Below are 20,405 nucleotides of genomic sequence, written 5' to 3'. Positions count from 1 at the left end.
TCTTAACCCTCTCTCAACTTAACGTCCAATAGCGGTGATATCGAACTCCCACAATTGCACTGTCACAGTACCATCTTTCCGCACCGGCGAACCAGCTGCCGGGGTTTGCTGTGCAATCCGACCACCATTGACCAGCGCACCGGTCTTCACCGGATCACCCAAGACAATTTGCGACCGATTACCCTTCCAACCTGCCGCCTGCAGCGCCGAATATGCCGCATCCACCGTCATATTCGTCAGATTGGGCGTTTGAATCAGCGACCCGTTGGAAACCTTCACATTGATCTTCGACTTAGCGGGCATTTGTGTACCCTCACCATCAACCGAAATCACCGTGCCATCCGGCTCCGAGCCGTCAACAAACTCGACCACCGGTTCGAACCCCAGGGAGGTCAAATTGCCCTCAGCCTGTGACCATTGCATGCCGGTCACCACCGGAACCCGGGTGGTGGCCTCGCCGGTCGAAACCGTGATCGTCACCTTCGAACCCTTCGACACCTGCGTGCCAGCTGACGGATTCTGCTCCATGATCTTGCCCCGCTCCACCTTCGGAGATGAGCCCTCACGAACCACCGGGTCCAGGTCCAAGCCCTTCTTCTTCAAAATTGCCGATGCTTCCGCAGTGGTCTTCCCCGACAGGTCCGGCACCGACGTGTTTTCCCGGCCCGACGACACCGTGACCGTGATCGTGGAACCGCTCTTCACCGTCGAATTCGCCGTCGGATCCGTGCCCACCACGTGATCCTCCTGAACATCCGCGCTGGCGTCATTCACCACCTCGGTTTTCAGCCCCAGCTTTTCCAGGGCAGCCAAGGCGTCTTCCTTCGTCTGGTTTCGTAGATCCGGCACCGTCACATTGTTTTTTGTCGGGAGAATCGTTGGCGAAAAATACTGATAGGCGAATGCTGCGGCGACACCCAGCGACAAGACCGCCACCACAATCAACGCGATCCGCAGGCCCTTCCGCGGCCGATCCTCATACGAATCATAATCATCCGCATCCAGCTCAGCCCGCCGGTGTCGCTGCACCTGTCCAGCCTGGGCCGCATGCGCGGAATGTTGACCAGCGGCGCGACCCTGCGGGGTACGGCTCGGGGACATGCGCGGATCGGCCGGTGCCGCATGCGCTGCCCTACGCGACTGCATTGGTGGTGTCGGCCTCGGAGGAAACTCCTCCGACACCGCAGGCACCACTGTGGTTTCCGTTGCATCGGCGGCACCAGCCCCGACCCCAGCGCCGGTGCCGGCAAACCCAGCAGCCTCCAGCCCAGCAGCGCCAGCCGCACCGGCAGCTCCGGCGGCGCCAGCTAACCCGGCCGCCCCAGCCCCGCCAGCAGCGGCCAATTCCGCCGCCGCAATACCGGCTGGACCCGGCAGGCTTGCCGCCCCCTCGGGATCATGATCCACGTATTGCCGTGCCGCCATTGTCACCAGGTTTTTTTCTAACCTCTGCAGGTCGGCAGCCATTTCCACGGCGGTCTGATACCGATCCCCGGGATGTTTCGCCATGGCGGTCAACACCACCGCATCAACGTTTAATGCGGCGGTGGGAGAAAGGTCTGGAATGAATTCCGATGGGGGTGTGGGATCCTCCTGCACATGCTGATACGCCACCGCGAACGGGGTATCCCCATCAAATGGTGGGTGGCCCACCATGATGTCGTACATCAAACAACCCAGGGCGTAAAGATCCGACCGGCCATCCACCGGCTTCCCCCTGGCCTGCTCCGGCGATAAATATTGGGCAGTGCCGATCACCGCCGATGTTTGCGTCATGTGCGAGGTTACATCGTCGAGGGCCCGGGCGATGCCGAAGTCCATGATTTTCACCACGCCGGTGTTGGTAATCATCACATTTGCCGGTTTGATGTCCCGGTGCACAATTCCCGCGTCGTGGCTGACCTGCAATGCCTCACACACTGGGATGAGTGTTGTTGCGGCCTCGTCTGGGCTGAGCGGTCCCCCATCTGCCACAATGTCTTTCAGATTCCGGCCTTTGACCAGCTCCATCACAATATAGGGGGTGCTTTGGCCGTCGTGAAGCGTCTCCCCGGTGTCGTAGATGGCAACAATGGCGGGGTGGTTAAGCCGGCCGGCATTTTGGGCTTCCCGGCGGAACCGCTCACGGAAATTTGCATCCCGAGCAAGTTCGCTGCGCAGCATTTTCACTGCGACTTCGCGCCCTAACAGCGTGTCGGTGGCCGAGTACACCACCGACATGCCGCCACTACCCACTACGGACCCAAGTTCGTAGCGGTTGGCAATTAGCTCACTCACTGATTTGCTCCTGGATTATTTTGGTTATTTTGGCCGCCACCACCGCCGCCGCCATTGCCGCCACCACCGTTACCGTCACCCGGGTCCGGTTGTGCTGTCGGCTCGGTGACGACTGGTGGTTGTACAGCAGTGGGAACTGCGGTTGGGAGATCCGTAATAACCACTGTGGGGGTTGGCGTCGGCTGTGCATAGGTGGGTTGGTATGAGGGGGTTCCCACCGTGGACTGATTATTGTGCTGCACAGTTGGTTGGGATGGTGCCTCGTACTGGTTATTATTAGTATAATTATCAGGAACCTGGGGAGCCTGTTGCACGGGCGTGTCTTGGGTAACTGTCACGGTCCGTGGGCTTGATGATGTGGTGGTTGCCACCACCGATGAGCTTTTCGGCTGTTGTTTACCCGTCCATTTGCCGCCCGAGAAATAGTACATGCCGACTATAACCGCAATGGCCAGCACTATCGAAATGCCAATCCCGGTGATGAGCCCGGTTGTGCGCGACTCCTCCTCCGGTTCTGGTTGTGGATGCGGCCGAGGTTTCCGGGGCGGCGCAATGGTTGCCGATGCCGCCCGCGCCGGTACATTATTGGCTCGCGCAGGTGGGGTAGTGGGGGGATTCGTGCGCGGCCCGGTGGTTTCCTGCGGCGCTATGGTGGTGGCGTCGGTTGCCGGTATTTGCGAGGTTTGGGCGGTGGCAGAGGTTTCCTCCATGCTTTGCGACGGTGTGGCGACGCCCACCGGTTGCGGCGGCCGTTTGCCTAACCGGGCTGCTGCCACGGCCTTTTCCAACTCTGCCCCATCGGAGTACCGGTGTTCCGGTTCCTTGCGGAGTGCAATACCGATGAGCTCCCGGGTGGGGGCGCTAATCGACGTGGGGAGGGCCGGGGGGGCCTGGTTGATGTGTGCAATGGCCACCGACACTGAGGAATCCCCCGAGAACGGCCGCTTGCCGGCCAACATTTCGTAGCCGACCACCCCCAGAGAATACACGTCGGTGGCGGTGGTGACGTCTTTCCCCTGGGCTTGTTCCGGGGACACGTATTGGGCGGTGCCCACCACCATGCCGGTGCGGGTAAGTGGGGCGGCGGCCGCGGCCTTGGCGATACCAAAGTCGGTGATTTTCACCTTGCCATTTTGGGTGATGAGCAGGTTGCCGGGCTTGATGTCCCGGTGGACGAGGCCACGTTCGTGGATGGCGGCCAGGCCGTGGGCGGCCTGTTCCAGAATGTCCAGGGCATCGGGTTCTAAGAGCGACCCCTTCCTAATGAGCATATCCGCCAGGGATTCGCCCCGAATGAACTCCATGACAATGAAGCAGAAGGTCCGGCCGGAATCGTCGGTGACTTCCTTATAGTTGTAGGTTTCCACCACATTGTCATTGCGGATGTCTTCGCTGGCCAGGGCCTCATTGCGGAACCTGGAGAGGAATTCCACATTGTCGGAAAACTCCGGCCGGAGTACCTTGACGGCTACCTCGCGCTCGTTCTCGATGTCGTCGGCAAGCCACACGGTGGACATGCCACCGTTACCAACCACCCAGTTGAGCAAGTATTCGTCGCCCAAGAGGTCTTGCAGCATGTCTTGTTCGCTCATTATTTGCCTCCTTGGGCATTCGCAGCCTGCACGGCTGAGATGACGGCACGCCCAATGGGCGCGGCAACGGAACCGCCGGTTGCGGCTTGGCCCCGGTCACCACCGTTTTTCACCACGACCGCCACGGCAATGTCTTCACCAGGGGCGAAGGCAATATACCAGGCGTGCGGGTTGGAGTTACGGGAATCTTCGCCGTGTTCGGCCGTGCCAGTCTTCGACGCAATGTTGAGGCTGCTGCTACCGCCTGAGGTGTGTTGTTCGGATGCGCGCATGAGCTGCGTGAGCGTCTCCGCGGTTTCCGGCTTAATGTCGTGGGAGAGCTCCTTGGGTTTCGTTTCGCTGAGGATGGACAGGTCGTTGGCACGCACCTTGGACACCACGTGGGGTTCCATGCGCACCCCACCATTGGCGACGGTGGCCGCAACCACGGCATTTTGCAGCACACTCATGGACACGTCGCGCTGACCAATGGAGGATTGGCCGAGGGCAGCATTGTCGGGGATGGGGCCGAGCGTGCCCTTGGACATGGGGAGTCCCAGGTCATATTGTTCCTCCACCCCGAATGCGGCAGCGGCGGTGCGCAGCTCGTCGGTGCCCACGTCGATGGACATTTGCACAAAGGCGGTGTTGCACGAGTATTGAAAGGCTGTGAGCAGTGATACCTGGTGGGATCCGGCGCAGGTTTGGCCACCATAGTTTTCCAGTGTGGAGGTGGTGCCCGGCAGGGTGATTTGTGACTCGCCGGTGAGTGTGGAGCTGGGATTATATTTGCCGCTGGCCAGCGCGGCGGCGGTGGTAATCACTTTGAATGTGGAACCAGGGGGCAGAATGTCTTGGGTGGCGTGGTTAAGCAGCGGCGAACCCTCATCCTCGGTGTATTGCTTCCAGGCTTGCTCCGCGGTGTTTTCGTCGGCGATTTTTGCCGAATCATACGACGGCGTGGAGGCCATGGCGAGGACTTCGCCTGTCGACGGCTTGATCGCCACCACGGCGCCCTCATATCCAGCATCGGACATTTTGCTGTAGGCGGTCTGCTGTACGGAGGGAATGAGGGTTAATTCCACATTTCCCACCACTTTTTCATTGGAGATAAGCTTTTTCCACCACAGCTTGGGGGAATTAGCGGTGCCGCTCAAAATATCGTTATAGGAGGATTCAATACCGTTCGAACCATACACGTCGGACAGATAGCCCTCCACGATGCCGAATTGCTGCGATTGGTTGGGGTATTCCCGGTGGTAGAAGCCGTTTTCTTCTTCCTGCTTGGATTCGGCCAGCACAATGCCGCCAGCGGAGATTTGGCCGCGCGGCTGCAATTTTGCCTTAATAAACATGCGCCGGTTCAGGGGATTATTGGCATATTCGTCTTCTTTAAACACATGAACAATGCTTAAATTTGCCATCAAAATAATCACCATGATGAGCGCAAAAAACATGATGTTTCGAATGGGTTTATTCATGGTCATCGTTTCACCACCTGTTGCCCCATGGAGCCGGTTCGGGAGGCGTCGGAAATCCGCAGCATGATTGCCAGCAAAATATAGTTAGCCATCAATGATGATCCACCTTGTGACATAAAGGGCGTGGTCAGACCGGTCATGGGCATGAGTGCCGAAATGCCGGCGGTCACCACGAAGATTTGCACCGCCAGGGTCAGGGACAGGCCGGAAGCCAGCAGCTTGCCGTACACGTCCTTGGCCTTGAGTGCAATATTCATGCCCCGGCTAATGAAGATCGTGAACAGGATCAATACCGCAGCGAGTCCCACCAATCCCATTTCTTCCCCGATGGCGGCCAGAATAAAGTCCGACTCGGCCACTGGCACATTCTGGGGAAACCCGGAGCCGAACCCGGAACCGGTTACCCCGCCGGTGGACATGCCGAACAGGGCTTGGGAAAGCTGGTAGCCGGTGGTGTCGTAGTTCCCGATTGGGTCGAGGAAGTTAGAGAATCGATCCTGAATCTTGCTCGAAACCTGGTAGACGGCGGTGCCACCTACCACAACCAAAACGGTGCCGATGAGCAGCCACGATACCCGGTTTGTCGATAGATACAGCATACCTAGCACCGTGCTAAAGAGCAGGAGGGCCGGGCCGAAGTCGTTTTCGCCGGCCATGATTAAAATGGCAAAGCCCCACACACCCAGGATGGGGGCGAGGTCACGCAGGCGGGGAAATTCCAAACCTAAAAAGCGTTTACCCGCAAGATTAAAAAGCGTTCGTTTTGTTACCAATAATTGGGCAAAAAACAGCAATAATAAAATCTTGGAAAATTCGCCCGGCTGGAGGGAAATCGGGCCGAATGACACCCAAATTTTCGCATCCGAATGTGCACCCTTGAACGGCCACCACAGGGGCATGGCCAAGAGGAACAGGCCAATGGCGCCCAGCACATAGGAGTAGCGCTGTAAACTGCGGTGGTCCCGCAGGAACACCAGCACCGTAATGAGCAAGCCAATGCCCACCACCATCCACATGACCTGGCGGGACACCAGGTGGGTATCTTCCGCCAAATCAATCCGGTGAATCATGGCTAACCCTAACCCATTGACCAGCGCGGCCACCGGCAGCATAAATTGGTCGGCCTGGGGGGCGAGGAAACAGAGGGTCAAATGGGCGATGGTGAACACCCCAATGAAGCCGCCAATGACCCACCCAATATCGCTATTGAGCTTGATTCCCTGTGCCGTATACAGGTTGAGCATGACGACAGTAATGATAATTGTGGCCGCGAGAAGCAGCGCAAATTCCGTGCCGCGGCCAATGATTCGGCGGAAAATATTCATAACTAATTCACCTCCCGGCAGGTTACTCCTGGAGTGTTGAGATTGCCGTCGTCTACTACTTGCTGTGAAGTTGTGGGGGTAGGAACTGGTTCAGTTGACGTTGGTGGTTCCTCTCCTGGGGTGTTGTTGGAGCGTGGTGCCTCACTTGATGTTGGTGGCGTTGGTGGGGCTGGTGTTGGTGTTTCACTCTTGCGTATCACACATGCTGGGAGTGCTTCGGCTGCAAGTCGGTGGAGTTGTTGCAGTACTTCACTGTAATCACCACCGGGAAGTGAAGAAATGGAACCTCGGGCGGTTTCCTTTAAATCATTTAAGCCAAATCGGTGACAGGATTCAATGGCTCCCACCTGAATGGTGGTGAGATTATCGTTAGCATTCAGACATGCTTCTTGGTAGGGGGTATTCCATAGACCACCCAATATATCCGAGCTCATTCCCTGGTTAATGACGATTTTGTCGTTCGCATTGACCGTGATGAAATACCGGTCTTTCATGTACTTGTCAACAAAAAAGAAACAGGTGACTAATACAGCAACAATGATAATGAAGACGAGTCCCACGATCCAGCCGCGGCGACTTTTCCGGGTCTGCTTTTTTGGGGTTTTCTTCTTCTTTTTGGCCTTCTTTGTTGCTGGTTCGTCCGCCGCGTCATATTCGTCGTCGGCATCCTCGGCATCCTCGTCATCATCGTCACCATCGCCATGAGTGCTGGCGGCGCCGGCTGCGGCAGCTGCACCTTTGGCCTTGGCGCCCTTGCCCCCATTGGCATTGCTCAGGTCGCCTGGGTCATCCAGGTCATCCATGTCGTCGGGATCCGGCACCTCCGGGATTTTGGGGTCCGTGGGGGTGTCGTCGTCAAGCGATGCTGCTGCCTGACGCGCCTGCTGTGCCTGTTTGGCTGCTCGACTGCCGGCGATCACGGCGGCGGCGCGGGTCGACGAGGTATCGGGGCGCGGATCTAATTCCTGGCCCGTGTTGGGGGCGCCGGCGATCAGGGGCTCGGTGGGCAGGGGGGTGTCGGCATAATCGTCGGCAACCACATCGGCCACAATCACCGTCACATTGTCGGGGCCACCGGATCGTAGCGCCAACCCTATAAGCTGTTTCACCGCACCCTCGGGTGTGCCTTCGCTGCTTAATGTGGTCTCAATGGTGGAGTCTGTCACCGGATCGCTCAAGCCGTCGGAGCAGAGCATAATCCGGTCGCCCGGCCGTGCGTCGAGGGTTTTCAGAGTAGGCTCAACCACCCGCCCGTTGTAGGCCTTGAGGATCATAGACCGTTGCGGGTGGGTAGAAACATCCTCCGGGTCTAATTCGCCCCGGTCAACCAGCGACTGCACATAGGTATCATCGGTGGTAATGCGCTCTAGGTTACCGTCGCGCATTCGATAACCCCGTGAATCACCCACGTGGCACAGCCCAAACTCGGTCCCGTTAAACAACAGGGTGGTGAGCGTGGTGCCCATGCCGTCGGTTTCGGGAGATTTTTTTATCCGGCGGGCAATGGACCGGTTGGCTTCGTCTGCGGCAGTGGCCAGCATGGACCGCATGTCGTCATTGCCGGGGTCGATGTCGAGTTGGGAGACGTGTTCCACCATGAGTTGGGAGGCAACTTCTCCCGCGGCGTGCCCGCCCATGCCGTCGGCAAGTATGAGGAGATGCGGGCCGGCATAGGCCGAATCCTCATTATTCCCCCGCACAAGGCCTTGGTCGGAGCCAATAGCATAATTTAGTTTCATCTAGGCAACCAACCTCACAGTGGTGCGGCCGATTTTAATATCGGAGCCGCTGGTAACCCGCACGGGTCCTTCGATTTTTTCCCCATGCACAAAGGTGCCATTGCGGGAATCTAGGTCTTCCACAAACCACACGGAGTCGCGTTTAATCAGTCGGGCGTGGCGGCCGGAAGCGAAATCATCCGACACCAAAAAATCGCAGTCGGGGGCGCGGCCGATGGTTATTTCGGTGAGATCGCCTAAATCCATTCGGGATCCGGTCATGGGGCCATCGACGATCGTCATCTGTTGGGGCATGCCACCGTGATGAGCGGCCGGCGGCACCGATGATGCGCTACCCCCACTACCAGCCCCCCGATTAGGGGAGGACGCGGCGATCTTTACATCTTTACGCATGGAATTAAGCGCAAAGAGAATGAACAGCCATAGAACTACGAGCAGTCCTATGCGCAGCCCAAACAGAATCACTGAATCCATGAAAGTTCCTTATTAGTTAAATTAGTTCACGATGCGAACTTCGATATGGGAGTGGCCCACGGTGATGACGTCGCCGTCAGCTAGCAGCCAGTTTTCAATCGGAGTGTCGTTCACGGTTGTGCCATTGGTTGATTGTAAATCCACTAGGATGGCATCTTGACCATTCCAAATGATCTCAGCGTGTTTCCGAGACACCCCTGTGTCTGGGAGCCGAAAATCCACGTCATTGCCCCGGCCGATAATGTTGGAGCCTTCATTAACGTAATAGGTGCGGGAAGAACCATCTTGTAAGAGCAAGCTGACAGCCGAGGTAGGCCGCGGTTGGGGGCCGGGTGCTTGGGCACTCATTTGCTCAGTGATGGGGTTATTGCTCACTTCTGGCTCGCTTTCATTGGAAGTATATGATTCGCTGTATTGCTGATCGTATTGTTGATCTTGATAATCCGACTCCGCCCATGCCGCGTTTGATGTGTTGTTCGGTGTGTTCGAATAATTATTCTGGAAACTGTCTAAACCTAAAAACCCACTACCATATTCTGGTGTATGGCTGACTGAACTATCTGCGCGTCTTTGCCCGGTGCGAAGCGAATCGTCGCTTTGGATGGTGACGGTGACTGGACCTGGTGTTATCCACCCATTATTACGGAAATATCGGGTAAGTTGATCCGCGAAATCAGTGCCGAGGTTGGGGTGTTCGTTGGACAGGTTAGCGAAATCTTTCGGGCTAATCCGAACCGCAAACACGTTTGGTGCTTCAGTTGTGCCTTCGTACGTTCGTACGAGGTTGTCTTCGGCCTCTTGTTTGAGTAATTCTTCAATCTCTGCAGGGACTACTCGACCACCAAAGACATAGGCAAAGCTATTGTCCAGCCCACGTTGCATGGCACTGTCGAGCTTTGCGATTTTGCCCATAAAAGACATTATTGCTTTGCCTCCTTCTACACCACTTTTACCGGAATATCTGACACGTGATTCTATTAGTATAGATTTATTGGACCCAGTGGCCTACTTCAAGTGAGGGTAGGTATATAAAGATTTTTCAGATAAGCTGCCGATTTGACTTCCTGCCCCACCCTCATGATATGTTATTCGAGTCGCAAAACGTGGTATTTGCACCGCCGGCCCAGGTGGCGGAATTGGCAGACGCGCTGGCTTCAGGTGCCAGTGTCCGCAAGGACGTGGGGGTTCAAGTCCCCCCCTGGGCACACGTAATGGAAACCTCACACTTTAAGGTGTGGGGTTTTCGCGTTTCTCGCTTATCGACGCCCACCTGTCGGCACTTATGTAGCATTGGTTCTAAGCCGGTAAATCTTCATGAAAACCTTGGGTGTCACTTTTATTGTGTTTGTAATCGTGTGGCTCCACCGGCCCCTGAGAACCGCGGGGCCAGGGGCTTCAGTTGCCACCGATTCCCGTAAAACCTCACCCTCACGGGGGTAATTTATAGAAATACTATAGTTTCTCTTATTGAATATTTAAGTTAGTGCGATATGTTGAGGTTCGTCAAACATCTGATGAAGGGTTATTGTAGTGACATACCTCTCAAGAATCGCCATAACTATCGTTCTGGGTGCCACAATGGCGCTCACCGCCTGTGCGCTCCCCGTGGGTGGCAACATGAATGCGCAGATTGCTGCCCCCCACCCTGCCCACCGATTATCCGACCGAACTGCCTACGAATTACCCCACGGAATTGCCTACTGAGCTTTCCACTTCCATCGCTGCCACCCCAACAACCACCAGCGCCGAGCCCAAGCCGGTCGAGATTCCCCTCACTAACATTATCTTCGACGACCCGGAAACCCAGGACCATATCGAGGTACTGTCGATCATCCGTAATTTCCCGTCCGACGCCCGTGGTACCGGCAGGGAAACAGTGTTATTGCAGGTCAAGGTGATTCCAGGGGAGGTGTACACCAATATCATTTCCCGTGGCGACTTTAGGCTGAGCTCCAAGGAAGACAAGCGGGGTTCCTCGCCAACTAGCTATCCCGAAGAGGCCATGAAGAAGGCTGGGCACACTCCCATCGGTAACGTGAAGAGCGGTGACGGAGAACGGGTTGGTTGGTATGGGGTCATTGCTGGCAAGAACGTCGACTCCTACACCTTGACCTATACCCGGCAGGCTGCCGAGATCCTGATGCCGTCAGCTTCAGACAAGAAAGAAATCCCCAAATTTGAAAAGTCATTTGAACTGCCCGCCGCGCCGAGCAGCAAATAAGCAGTGAGTAGCGACACAATAATAATGGGTCGGTTGCATTGTAGAATACATTTGATCTGAAAGCACATGATTACTAATCAAGGAGTGTCCTGTGAACCTACTGGCAACCAACTATTTCATCGCTACCGAAGCTGAGCTCCCGGAAATATATGCCGTTTACCTGGAAAAATTAGCCGAGATCAACGCTAATCCGGGAGTCACCATTGTCTTGCTGTCGGATACAGAGGAGCCTGCTGAGCATCAGTCCGTGTATGAAGAACTTCTACAAAAATACGCTGAAATACACAGCATTGGCGGGAAGAAGCTGGAGCTTTACCAACTGGATACCGTCGTCAAGCTTGATGGGGTAACTGACGCGGCGCAGGCACACAAACTGCTCACGGAATTCGCCCCCACCGATGACCGTTATCCTAGCGTGCTCAGCAGCAAAGTTCTTGTCGAACTGCCGTGACCAATATTGTCGGCGTTGCCGTAGACGCGTACGGTCGCTGCGCGCACTACCACAGCGACCGCGACATTATTGCGAACAAATGTGCGACCTGTCGCCGCTATTGGGCCTGCTACCAATGCCATGACGCACTTGCCGACCACCCATTCGGGCGCATGCCGCTGACCGAACCTGCGGTGTTATGTGGGGCGTGCGGCACGGCGATGACCTACTGTCAATACCAGGCGGTGGATAACTGCCCAGGCTGCGGCCACGAATTCAATCCTGGATGCTCGGCGCATCGACACAAATATTTCCTTACCCCTAATTGAGTAGGTTTCACCCGCGCCCGCATGATGTGGCGTATTCCTTGTAGGTAGAAATGCCTTATCACCAGGAGGAATGCAGCAATGGTGGAGCTGAAACTAGTGTGGTGGCCGCAGTTTCCGACCGAGGAATTCGAATACCACTACCTGCCCCTGACCGCGACGGTGGGCACCCCGCGGTTCGAATACGAGGAGGCGCCGTATTTTCAGCGGCTGCTCCTGCACGCTAATGCGGCGCAGGTGACGCGCAAGAAAGCGGTGATTAGCTGCCTAGCTGCGGCAATGGTGCATGGGATTCCGGTGCTGAACCTGGAACGATCCACCCGCGTCGAGCTGAATCTGCCGGGCAAGGCGCGGCCGCCCTCCGGATACCCGGAGATTTTTCACTACCGCGACGCCTACCTGCCGGAGTCCGACATTACGGTGGTGCGGGGGTATCGGGTGACAACGGTGGAGCGTACTTTTGTGGACATTTGCGCGGTCAACGGTGAGCTTGAGGGCCTGGTGTTTCTGGAGTCGGCCCTGCGGCGTGGGTATACCAAGGGTAGATTTCAACAGTATCTGGATAGTAATTGTGGCAGGTGGGGTATATCGAAAGCCCAAAAGATTTTGGCCAAGGCGTTATATGGTATTGACTCCGTGTATGAGACCTTTGCGCGCTGCCTCATCGAGGAATACTTTCCACACCTCACGGTCGAACCCCAGGCGGTGTTTTCCACGCCAAACTCGTATTATCGTGTAGACCTATTGGTCGCGGGTTTTTTGATCCTGGAGATTGATGGTTGGGAAAAGTATCGGGGTTCGGACAAGCAGGTGCGAGCGATCTATGAGCGGCAGATTGCTCGCGAGCAATTCCTGTCGGATGCGGGCTATCATGTGCTGCGGGTTCACCCGGACGAGATCGCGTCGAAGCTGCTGCGGAAGATCGCGTTTCTCACCGGCCATCCCACGCTTAATAGGCACCGCGTATTAGATTTACATAATCAGCCGCCGTGGTGGAATAAATAGCGGACGTACTGGGGGTTGGGGTGGGTTTGGCGTGCCCGGATGCCGGGGGATACCGTTTTTCGTAGGTTTGCAGCCCTTCCGCGCGCCATTGTCGCACATTTGATAGCTGCGGAACCCCCACAATGCCGTGTTTTCTGCCCCGCCAAACCTGGTTTCGCAGCTATCAGAAGTGCTGCCGCGGTGCTGGCGGGCGTCGTAAAGCGTTATTGCTTGCTTGTCGACGCTGGCCCACACCGTTTCCGTCTATCCTCGGCCCGGCACGGCCCCGGGTAGCAGGTTTGGTAGCTGCGGAATCCCCACAATGCCGTGTTTTCCGCCCCGCCAAACCTGGTTTCGCAGCTATCAGAAGTGCTGCCGGGTGCAATCCCCGCGAGCTGCCAGCCCGACACCATCCCACAGGCCGGGGGTAGCAAGTTTGGTAGCTGCAAAACCGGGTTCAGCAGGGCTTAAAAGTGGGACAGTATAGTGGTTTCGCAGCTATCAATGGTGCGGCAGGTTGGTGCTTGTGTACATTATTGTGCGGTGTACGCGATACATAAGGTATCTACAACCTTTAGGGAGTTATGTATGACCAACAGACGAGGTGAAACGCGTGTGGCAGCAGCCACTATCATCGGCACAGCCATCGAATGGTACGACTTTTTCCTCTACGCTGCGGCGGCGGGGCTGGTGTTCAACAAAGTGTTCTTCGCATCCAGCGAACCAGCCATAGCAACGCTCCTATCCTTTCTCACGGTGGGCCTGTCGTTCCTGTTTCGGCCGCTCGGCGCCTTTCTGGCCGGGCATTTCGGTGACCGGATAGGTCGGCGCAAGGTCCTCATGATTACCCTCTTTGGCATGGGGATCGCCACCACCTTGATCGGTGTGCTGCCCACCTACGCCGCCGCGGGTATTATAGCGCCGCTGCTGCTTATCTTTTTGCGGATTATCCAGGGGATTTCCGCCGGCGGCGAGTGGGGTGGGGCTGTGCTCATGGCGGTTGAGCATGCGCCGGAGAATCGGCGGGGGCTGTTTGGGGCGTTTCCGCAGATTGGGGTGCCTATTGGTCTGCTCATGTCGTCGGGGGTACTGGCGGTGATGACCATGATTACGCCGGGGGAACAGTTTTTGCAGTGGGGTTGGCGGGTTCCGTTCCTGCTCAGTTTCATCCTGATATTTGTGGGGCACTATATTCGGCATCGGGTGGCCGAATCGCCGGTGTTTGCGGAAATATCTGCCCGGAAAGAGGTTGCTAGCAATCCTATTGGTGCGGTGCTGAAACGCAGTTTTTCGGTGGTGCTGTTGGCAGCTATCGTGTTTGCCGGCAATGGGGCTTCGGGGTATATGACCGCGGGCGGGTTTATCCAGAAATACGCTACCGGAAATATGGGGTTAGAGCGGGGGCCGGTGTTGTGGGCTGTGACGGGTTCTGCCGCAACATGGTTGGTGTTTACCCTGCTTGCCGGCATTGTTTCGGATAAGATTGGTCGGCGAAACACCTATATTCTTGGGTTTATTGCGCAGATCGTTGGTATCGCGGCGCTGTTCCCACTGGTGAATGCCGGTGATATTACGAAGCTGTTTTTGGCCCTGGCCCTGCTGACCGTGGGGTTGGGCTTTACCTATGGCCAGCAGTCCGCGTTTTATACCGAGCTGTTTCCCGCTTCGATGCGGTTTTCCGGGGTGTCCGTGTCGTATGCCATTGGCGCGATTTTGGGTGGTGCGTTTAGCCCAATGATTGCGGCGTGGGTGATTGAAAAAACCGGTTCTACCAGCGGTGTTACTTATTATCTCATTGCTATGGCGGTGGCTGGGCTTGTCGCTATCTGCCTGTTTAAGGACCGAACGGGTATTCCCTTGGGTCCGGATCATGAGGCGGAGCAGGCGGTATCACCGTTGGTTTTTGCCCGCGAGCGGCAATAGCGGGTTTGGTAGCTGCGGAACCCCTGTAACACCGTGTTTAAGGCCCCGCCAAACCCGGTTTCGCAGCTATCAGAAGTGCTGCGGGGTGCCATAAAGCAGGGTAGCGGCAAAACCGGTTTGTGGCGGGGTGTTTTGATGGTTTCGCAGCTATCGGTTTTGCTACTGCTTGCTTGTCGACGCCGGCCCACGCCGTTTCCACCCATCCTCGGCTGCCGGTGGCCCATGTAGCCCCGGGTAGCGGGTTTGGTAGCTGCGAAACTCCCGCGATGTCGTGTTTTCCGGCCCGTCAAACCGGGTTTCGCAGCTATCAGAAGTGCTGTTGGGGCGGAGGCGCAAGGTGCGCTAGGGATGTCGGAAAGCTTCCGGGTTGGATGGGTACAGAAATGCGGCCACGAGTGCGAGGTAGCCGGCGAGCGTGGACTCCAGGTCTTCCAGGTAGAGGTGTTCGTCGTGGGAGTGGAGCTGCCGGTGGATTTCCCCTAGGGTGCGTTCGGGATTGTGCACGGCAAAACCGTAGCCAACGCCGCCGAGTTGGCGGGCGAAGCGCAGGTCGGAACCACCGGCGGCGATGGTGGGCACCACGGTGGTGTCCGGGAAGAAGTCCGTGAATACGGCGGATATGGCCCGGTAGAGGGGGTGGTCGGTGGGGGAGATGGTGGCGTCTTCGGTGATGAGGTGTTCGATTGTGTATTCGATGTCGGTGCCGAGGGCGTCGTCAAGCACGGAATCAACGTAGTCTTGGGACTGCCCGGGTAGGGTGCGGATATCCAGCTCTAACCAGGCGTGGGACGGCAGCACATTGATAGCTTGGCCGGCGCGCAGCACAGTTTGGGAGATAGTCAGGTGGGAAATCGCGTCACCGTAGGCGGCTAATTCGCCTAAATGTTCGTATCCTTTGCCTTGTTTGACGAGGGCGGTGGTGTTGGGGTCGAAGCGGAAGGCCGCGACGAATTGCCGCCAGGTGTCGGAGTCGGTGACCGCTGGTTGGGCGGCGGCGAGTCGGCGGGCTATCTCGCCAATTTTGACGGTCGCCAGGTCTTTGCCGTAGGGCGCGGAGCCATGCCCGGGGTCGCCGTACACATGGATTCGACGTTGCGCCGCGCCCTTTTCACCCACGTAAACGATGGTGGAATCCGACCCGTCTTGCCCGTGGATGTGGGAGCCACCGGTTTCGCCGACGCAGTTTGCCCAAGAGAACGCGTCGGGGTGGTGCTCCGCGAGCCATTTGGCGCCCAGCCCGCCCCGCGCTTCCTCGTCGGCGACCGCCACGAAATGCAGCGTTCCGAGGTTCCCGCCCTTGCGCGCCACCTCGCGCGTGACCACGGCCATGGCTGCGGTGATAAACAGCATGTCAACAGTGCCGCGACCGTATATTTTCCCGTCTTCGATCATTCCTTCGAACGGTGGCTTGGTCCAATGCTGCTTATCGACGGGCGCCACGTCGGTGTGCGCCAGGAATGTGAGCGGTTCGGCCTCTTGGGGGTTGGTGCCGGGAACGGTGACCACCAGGGATACTCGTCCAGGTTCCGGCTCAAAGCGCTGGATGTTGATCCCGAGGGTGTCGGCAAAGAATTCGGTGAGGGTGTCGGCATTGCGGACTTCCTGGCCGCTGCCGGGGGTGAAGTCGTTGACGCAGGCGTTCTGGACCAGGGCTATGAGCAGCTCCAGGGTGTCGTGGTAGAGCGGGTTGTCCGAGGGGATGTGGGAGGAGGTCATGAAACCCATTGATAGCACAATCCTGCACATTTGGGGGTGATTAAATTCAAATTGTTGGCCGGAAATGACACATACTTGAACACTATTCAACTACAATCGCTTGAACACCGATCAAGAGATCAAGAATGGAGACTCACCCTCATGCCCCTCACAGAATCCGCGAAACCCACGGATATTTTAGAGCTTGCCCGCACCAAAGTCTTAGACCAAGGAATTGGCCTCGACCAGGGCGAAACCCTCCAGGTCCTACAACTCGGCGACGACCGCATCACGGAAATCCTGGAATTAGCCCACCAGGTACGCCTGAAATGGTGCGGCGAGGAGATCGAGGCCGAGGGCATTATTTCGCTCAAAACCGGTGGTTGCCCCGAGGACTGCCACTTCTGCTCCCAATCCGGCCTGTTCGAATCCCCGGTGCGGTCCGCCTGGTTGGACATTGCCGGACTCGTTGAGGCCGCCAAACAAACCCAAAAGTCGGGCGCCACCGAGTTTTGCATTGTCGCCGCGGTCAAGGGTCCGGACGACCGGCTCATGAACCAGCTGGAGCAGGCCGTGGCCGCCATCAAGGCCGAGGTGGATATCGAGGTTGCCGCCTCGGTGGGGATTCTCACCCAGGAGCAGGTGGACCGGCTCAAGGCCGCCGGCGTGCACCGCTATAACCATAACCTGGAAACCGCCCGATCGTTTTTCCCGAACGTGGTGACCACCCACACATGGGAGTCCCGCCGTGACACGTTGCGCATGGTTGCGGCGGCCGGCATAGAGGTGTGTTCCGGCGGCATTTTGGGCATGGGGGAGTCCCTGGAGCAGCGGGCCGAATTTGCGTCCGACCTGGCGGAATTAAACCCCACAGAGGTACCGATGAACTTCCTGGATCCCCGCCCCGGCACGCCGTTTGCCGACAAAGAGGTCATGGCCACCGCCGATGCATTGCGGGCAATCGGCGCGTTTCGGTTGGCGCTGCCCAAGACGATCCTGCGGTTTGCCGGCGGCCGGGAGCTCACCCTGGGCGACCTGGGCACGGAGCAGGGCCTGCTCGGCGGCATCAACGCAATGATTGTGGGCAATTACTTGACCACGTTGGGTCGCCCGATGGAAAACGACCTCGATATGCTCGATAAGTTGCGCATTCCCCTGAAGGTGCTGACCACCAGTGTCTAAGGAATCCACGGAACTGTTAGAAGCCTTGCTCGCCGGTGACGCACCCCGGTTCCACCCCAATACCGGCCAGAATCTCGCCGAAGATGGAGCGTTGAAGCTTTCCCCATCCGCGCGCGCTGGCCTGGAGGCGCCCCGCTATTGTCAGCTGTGCGGCCGGCGCATGGTGGTCCAGGTGCGTCCCGACGGGTGGGACGCCCGCTGCTCCCGCCACGGCACCATTGATTCGATGTACCTGGATAACCGCTAGCCAGCTTTACGACGCATTACGCAACGCGGGTGCGATGCGCCAAAAAATTACCGAGCGACTGAATCCCCTGCACCACCACAACCAGGATCAGCACGGTAATCACAATGGCCGGGGTATCAAACTGTTGATACCCGTAGGAAACCGCCAGGTCGCCAACGCCGCCGCCCCCAATGGTGCCGGCCATGGCGGTGGCCCCGATCAGCCCAATGGTGGCGGTGGTCAGGGCCAAAATGATGGAGCTTTTGGCCTCAGGCAGCAGGAAAATCCGAATCGTTTGCCACATGGTCGCCCCCATGGAATCCGCCGCCTCCAGGATGCCGGACCGCACCTCCAGCAGGGAGGCTTCGATGAGCCGGGATATATAAGGAGCGATGAAGATCGTGAGCGGCACCAGGGCGGCGGTCGTACCAATGGACGTGCCGGAAATCAGGCGGGTGAGTGGGACGATAGCCACCATGAGGATGATAAACGGCACCGACCGGATGATATTCACCACCACATTGAGGATGCTATACACCCACTTGTTGGGCTTCAAACCCCCGGGCCGGGTCACCACCAGGATGATCGCCAGCGGGATCCCCAGAAGCGCCCCAATGAACAGGGAGATAGAGACCATGTATACGGTTTCCGTGAAGGCCTTGGTGTATTGGTCGACGGTGACATTGGTGTCGAAAAGTTGGGTCATGGCAGGATCTCCACTTCGAGATGTTTCCGGGAACGAAGCCACCGTAGGGCCTGATCTATAACAATGCTGGGCCCCCGCAGGCCCAGGATGATGATCCCCACCGAGGTGTGCCGCAGCGAGGCATCCACCGCGTGGAGAAGCTCCACCTGGATGCCGAATTCTTTCTCCAGGTGGGAAATGACGCCCCGGCCTGCGGCATCGGTGTGGACCACGCGCAGCACGGTGTCCCAGGCGCCGGAGCTGACCTCCCGCACCAATGTGTCGGGCAGGCGTTGCGGCACGACGGTGCCCACGAATTGCCGAGTTAATGCCTCCCGCGGGTGGGCGAAAACCTGTTCGACCGGTCCGTGTTCGATGAGGTGGCCGTGTTCCAGCACCGCCACATGGTCGGCGATGGCGGCAATCACATTCATTTGGTGGGTGATAATGAGGATGGTCACGCCCAACTTGGTGTTGATCTCCACCAATAAATCCAGGATTTGGGCGGTGGTGATGGGGTCGAGCGCGCTGGTCGGCTCGTCGCAAAGCAGCAGATCAGGGTTGGTAATGAGGGCCCGGGCTATGGCAACCCGCTGCTGCTGGCCGCCGGAAAGCTGGCTGGGACGATGCTTGGCGCGCCCCGCTAAGCCCACCAACCCTAACACCTCGGCGACCCGCTCGTCGATCTCAGACTTGGGGGTTTTCGATAGCACCAGGGGAATCGCAACATTCTCCGCAACTGTTTTCGAACTGAGCAGATTATAGTGCTGAAACACCATGGACACAGTGCGCCGCAATGCCCGCAGGTCCGCCTCATCCAGCGGTGTCCCCAGGACCGTCACGCTGCCCGAACTGGGAGTCTCCAACCCATTGACGGTGCGAATCAGCGTGGATTTGCCCGCGCCGGAGGTCCCCACCACGCCGAAGATACTGCCGGTGGGCACATCAAAGGTCACCGAATCTAGGGCGGTAAAGTCGCCAAAAACCCGGCTGACCTGGTGGAATGAAATAGCCGTGCTCATTATGGGACGTACCAATAATTATTGTCGTTGTGCTTTTCCATGTAGTCCTTGAACTCCTGGGAGGCGTAGGCTTTGCGCACCGCCTGCGCCCACTGGGAATTCACCTTGTCCTCGGTCGTGGTGGCCACCAGTATGAGCTCGGGGCGCAGCTTCTCCTGGAATAACTCCAGCTGGGAATCCACCTTGGAGCTGTAGGAAATCGAACCGGGGATCACCGCCCAATCCAAATCCGGCAGGGAGCGGGGGATGGTGGCCGAATCCATGGGCTTAATATCGAGATTGTGGGGGTTGTCCGCTATATCGTTTTCGGTGACGAGCGCCAGGTTAGCGTCGGGTTTGAGGGTAATCCACCCGGCGGTGGCCAGAATATTGTAGGCGCGGGACTGGTTGGAGGCGTCCTGCGGTATGGCCACGGTGTGACCGTCAGCAACGTCGTCAAGGGAGCGGTGGCGGCTGGAGTACAGGCCGGCGGGCACGGTGGGGATTTCGGTGATGGCGGCGAGCTTCGCGTTCTCTTCCTTGTTGAACACCTGCATGTAGGCGGTGTGCTGGTCAACGTTGAGGTCGATGCTGCCCTCGTTTAAGGCAACGTCGGCCTGTTTGAGCACGGAAAAATCCTGGTATTCAATCTTGTAGCCCTGGTTTTGCAATATGGGGGCTACGGCGTCTTTGAATAGCTGACTATAGGGCCCGGGTGACGTGCCTACCTTAATGCTTTTCGAATCATCAGGATTATTACTGCTCTGTGAGCATGAGGTAAGCCCAAATATCAAGGGTAAACAAATAAGAACGGCACCAAGCTTCTTAAACATACTAGATAGTCTAGACCTTGTAGACCGTTCGG

The 20,405-nt window shown here is 57.5% G+C and carries 18 protein-coding genes and 1 tRNA gene; 8 read left to right on the top strand and 11 right to left on the bottom strand.

The features are described 5' to 3' along the window. Positions 1-18 precede the first annotated feature (18 nt). From HBA49_RS13200 to HBA49_RS11720, 7 genes are read right to left on the bottom strand one after another with little or no spacing between them, the layout of a single operon-like run. Positions 19-2,277: a Stk1 family PASTA domain-containing Ser/Thr kinase gene (locus tag HBA49_RS13200; protein WP_005526714.1), complete on the bottom strand. Its 2,259-nt coding sequence runs from the start codon at positions 2,275-2,277 to the stop codon at positions 19-21. Next, positions 2,274-3,869: a serine/threonine-protein kinase gene (locus HBA49_RS11745; RefSeq protein WP_005520409.1), complete on the bottom strand. Its 1,596-nt coding sequence runs from the start codon at positions 3,867-3,869 to the stop codon at positions 2,274-2,276. The genes HBA49_RS13200 and HBA49_RS11745 overlap by 4 nt, the downstream gene beginning before the upstream one ends. Continuing rightward, positions 3,869-5,329 (bottom strand): penicillin-binding transpeptidase domain-containing protein, encoded by a 1,461-nt coding sequence (locus HBA49_RS11740; RefSeq protein WP_040432192.1) that lies wholly within the window; start codon positions 5,327-5,329, stop codon positions 3,869-3,871. Before HBA49_RS11740 ends, HBA49_RS11745 begins: the two co-directional genes overlap by 1 nt. 2 nt (positions 5,330-5,331) lie before the next feature. Further along, positions 5,332-6,654 carry an FtsW/RodA/SpoVE family cell cycle protein gene (locus HBA49_RS11735; RefSeq protein ID WP_005526861.1) on the bottom strand — a complete coding sequence of 441 codons (1,323 nt, stop codon included), beginning with the start codon at positions 6,652-6,654 and terminating at the stop codon, positions 5,332-5,334. A gap of 2 nt (positions 6,655-6,656) precedes the next feature. Continuing rightward, on the bottom strand, positions 6,657-8,393 hold the full coding sequence (locus HBA49_RS11730; protein WP_005526799.1) for a PP2C family protein-serine/threonine phosphatase: 1,737 nt from the start codon (positions 8,391-8,393) through the stop codon (positions 6,657-6,659). Then, complete coding sequence (locus tag HBA49_RS11725) at positions 8,394-8,867, bottom strand: FHA domain-containing protein FhaB/FipA (protein ID WP_005520414.1); 474 nt, start codon at positions 8,865-8,867, stop codon at positions 8,394-8,396. A 21-nt stretch (positions 8,868-8,888) separates the two neighbouring features. Beyond that, the gene (locus HBA49_RS11720) at positions 8,889-9,788 is read right to left on the bottom strand and encodes a DUF3662 and FHA domain-containing protein (RefSeq protein WP_005520415.1); all 900 of its coding nucleotides are present in this window, start codon (positions 9,786-9,788) and stop codon (positions 8,889-8,891) included. Between the two features lie 200 nt (positions 9,789-9,988). On the opposite strand from HBA49_RS11720, the gene HBA49_RS11715 reads away from it, so the two are divergent. From HBA49_RS11715 to HBA49_RS11690, 6 genes are all read left to right on the top strand, one after another. Continuing rightward, a tRNA-Leu gene (locus HBA49_RS11715) sits at positions 9,989-10,072 on the top strand. Positions 10,073-10,488: 416 nt separating this feature from the next. Further along, positions 10,489-11,088: a hypothetical protein gene (locus tag HBA49_RS11710; RefSeq protein WP_005526683.1), complete on the top strand. Its 600-nt coding sequence runs from the start codon at positions 10,489-10,491 to the stop codon at positions 11,086-11,088. A gap of 91 nt (positions 11,089-11,179) precedes the next feature. Further along, a complete protein-coding gene (locus HBA49_RS11705) occupies positions 11,180-11,539 on the top strand; it encodes a hypothetical protein (protein ID WP_005520418.1) in 360 nt (119 codons plus the stop codon). Next, a complete protein-coding gene (locus HBA49_RS11700; RefSeq protein WP_081455699.1) occupies positions 11,536-11,847 on the top strand; it encodes a CHY zinc finger protein in 312 nt (103 codons plus the stop codon). The genes HBA49_RS11705 and HBA49_RS11700 overlap by 4 nt, the downstream gene beginning before the upstream one ends. A gap of 78 nt (positions 11,848-11,925) precedes the next feature. Then, on the top strand, positions 11,926-12,849 hold the full coding sequence (locus HBA49_RS11695; RefSeq protein ID WP_005526656.1) for a hypothetical protein: 924 nt from the start codon (positions 11,926-11,928) through the stop codon (positions 12,847-12,849). Positions 12,850-13,416: 567 nt separating this feature from the next. Next, on the top strand, positions 13,417-14,751 hold the full coding sequence (locus tag HBA49_RS11690) for an MFS transporter (RefSeq protein WP_040432165.1): 1,335 nt from the start codon (positions 13,417-13,419) through the stop codon (positions 14,749-14,751). A 342-nt stretch (positions 14,752-15,093) separates the two neighbouring features. Here HBA49_RS11690 and HBA49_RS11685 read toward each other — a convergent pair whose 3' ends face one another. Continuing rightward, a complete protein-coding gene (locus tag HBA49_RS11685; RefSeq protein ID WP_005526749.1) occupies positions 15,094-16,476 on the bottom strand; it encodes a M20/M25/M40 family metallo-hydrolase in 1,383 nt (460 codons plus the stop codon). A 132-nt stretch (positions 16,477-16,608) separates the two neighbouring features. On the opposite strand from HBA49_RS11685, the gene bioB reads away from it, so the two are divergent. Together bioB and bsaP are read left to right on the top strand one after the other, a co-directional pair. Beyond that, positions 16,609-17,628 carry a biotin synthase BioB gene (gene bioB, locus HBA49_RS11680; RefSeq protein ID WP_005526716.1) on the top strand — a complete coding sequence of 340 codons (1,020 nt, stop codon included), beginning with the start codon at positions 16,609-16,611 and terminating at the stop codon, positions 17,626-17,628. Then, positions 17,621-17,875, top strand: coding sequence for a biotin synthase auxiliary protein BsaP (gene bsaP, locus HBA49_RS11675; protein WP_005526894.1), 255 nt, complete (start codon positions 17,621-17,623; stop codon positions 17,873-17,875). The genes bioB and bsaP overlap by 8 nt, the downstream gene beginning before the upstream one ends. Positions 17,876-17,891: 16 nt before the next feature. Here the strand turns inward: bsaP and HBA49_RS11670 are convergent, their stop codons facing one another. The 3 genes from HBA49_RS11670 to HBA49_RS11660 are packed head-to-tail and all read right to left on the bottom strand — an operon-like array spanning position 17,892 to position 20,373. After that, on the bottom strand, positions 17,892-18,560 hold the full coding sequence (locus HBA49_RS11670; protein ID WP_005520429.1) for a methionine ABC transporter permease: 669 nt from the start codon (positions 18,558-18,560) through the stop codon (positions 17,892-17,894). After that, on the bottom strand, positions 18,557-19,561 hold the full coding sequence (locus tag HBA49_RS11665) for a methionine ABC transporter ATP-binding protein (protein WP_005526766.1): 1,005 nt from the start codon (positions 19,559-19,561) through the stop codon (positions 18,557-18,559). Before HBA49_RS11665 ends, HBA49_RS11670 begins: the two co-directional genes overlap by 4 nt. Next, positions 19,561-20,373 (bottom strand): MetQ/NlpA family ABC transporter substrate-binding protein, encoded by an 813-nt coding sequence (locus HBA49_RS11660; protein ID WP_005526897.1) that lies wholly within the window; start codon positions 20,371-20,373, stop codon positions 19,561-19,563. Before HBA49_RS11660 ends, HBA49_RS11665 begins: the two co-directional genes overlap by 1 nt. Positions 20,374-20,405: the final 32 nt, after the last annotated feature.

It is taken from the genome of Corynebacterium matruchotii, assembly GCF_011612265.2.
GTDB lineage: Bacteria > Actinomycetota > Actinomycetes > Mycobacteriales > Mycobacteriaceae > Corynebacterium > Corynebacterium matruchotii.
Note: the sequence above shows the minus strand (reverse complement) of the source record. Positions and strands in the feature narration are given on the sequence as shown.

Bases quoted from the DNA above. Each gene is read 5' to 3' on its own strand.
- HBA49_RS11740 (WP_040432192.1), bottom strand. From the start codon at position 5,329: ATGAATAAACCCATTCGAAACATCATGTTTTTTGCGCTCATCATGGTG.
- HBA49_RS11735 (WP_005526861.1), bottom strand. From the start codon at position 6,654: ATGAATATTTTCCGCCGAATCATTGGCCGCGGCACGGAATTTGCGCTG.
- HBA49_RS11745 (WP_005520409.1), bottom strand. From the start codon at position 3,869: ATGAGCGAACAAGACATGCTGCAAGACCTCTTGGGCGACGAATACTTG.
- HBA49_RS11695 (WP_005526656.1), top strand. From the start codon at position 11,926: ATGGTGGAGCTGAAACTAGTGTGGTGGCCGCAGTTTCCGACCGAGGAA.
- HBA49_RS11670 (WP_005520429.1), bottom strand. From the start codon at position 18,560: ATGACCCAACTTTTCGACACCAATGTCACCGTCGACCAATACACCAAG.
- HBA49_RS11660 (WP_005526897.1), bottom strand. From the start codon at position 20,373: ATGTTTAAGAAGCTTGGTGCCGTTCTTATTTGTTTACCCTTGATATTT.
- HBA49_RS11725 (WP_005520414.1), bottom strand. From the start codon at position 8,867: ATGGATTCAGTGATTCTGTTTGGGCTGCGCATAGGACTGCTCGTAGTT.
- HBA49_RS11665 (WP_005526766.1), bottom strand. From the start codon at position 19,561: ATGAGCACGGCTATTTCATTCCACCAGGTCAGCCGGGTTTTTGGCGAC.
- HBA49_RS11710 (WP_005526683.1), top strand. From the start codon at position 10,489: ATGCGCAGATTGCTGCCCCCCACCCTGCCCACCGATTATCCGACCGAA.
- bioB (WP_005526716.1), top strand. From the start codon at position 16,609: ATGCCCCTCACAGAATCCGCGAAACCCACGGATATTTTAGAGCTTGCC.
- HBA49_RS11730 (WP_005526799.1), bottom strand. From the start codon at position 8,393: ATGAAACTAAATTATGCTATTGGCTCCGACCAAGGCCTTGTGCGGGGG.
- HBA49_RS11720 (WP_005520415.1), bottom strand. From the start codon at position 9,788: ATGTCTTTTATGGGCAAAATCGCAAAGCTCGACAGTGCCATGCAACGT.
- HBA49_RS11690 (WP_040432165.1), top strand. From the start codon at position 13,417: ATGACCAACAGACGAGGTGAAACGCGTGTGGCAGCAGCCACTATCATC.
- HBA49_RS11685 (WP_005526749.1), bottom strand. From the start codon at position 16,476: ATGGGTTTCATGACCTCCTCCCACATCCCCTCGGACAACCCGCTCTAC.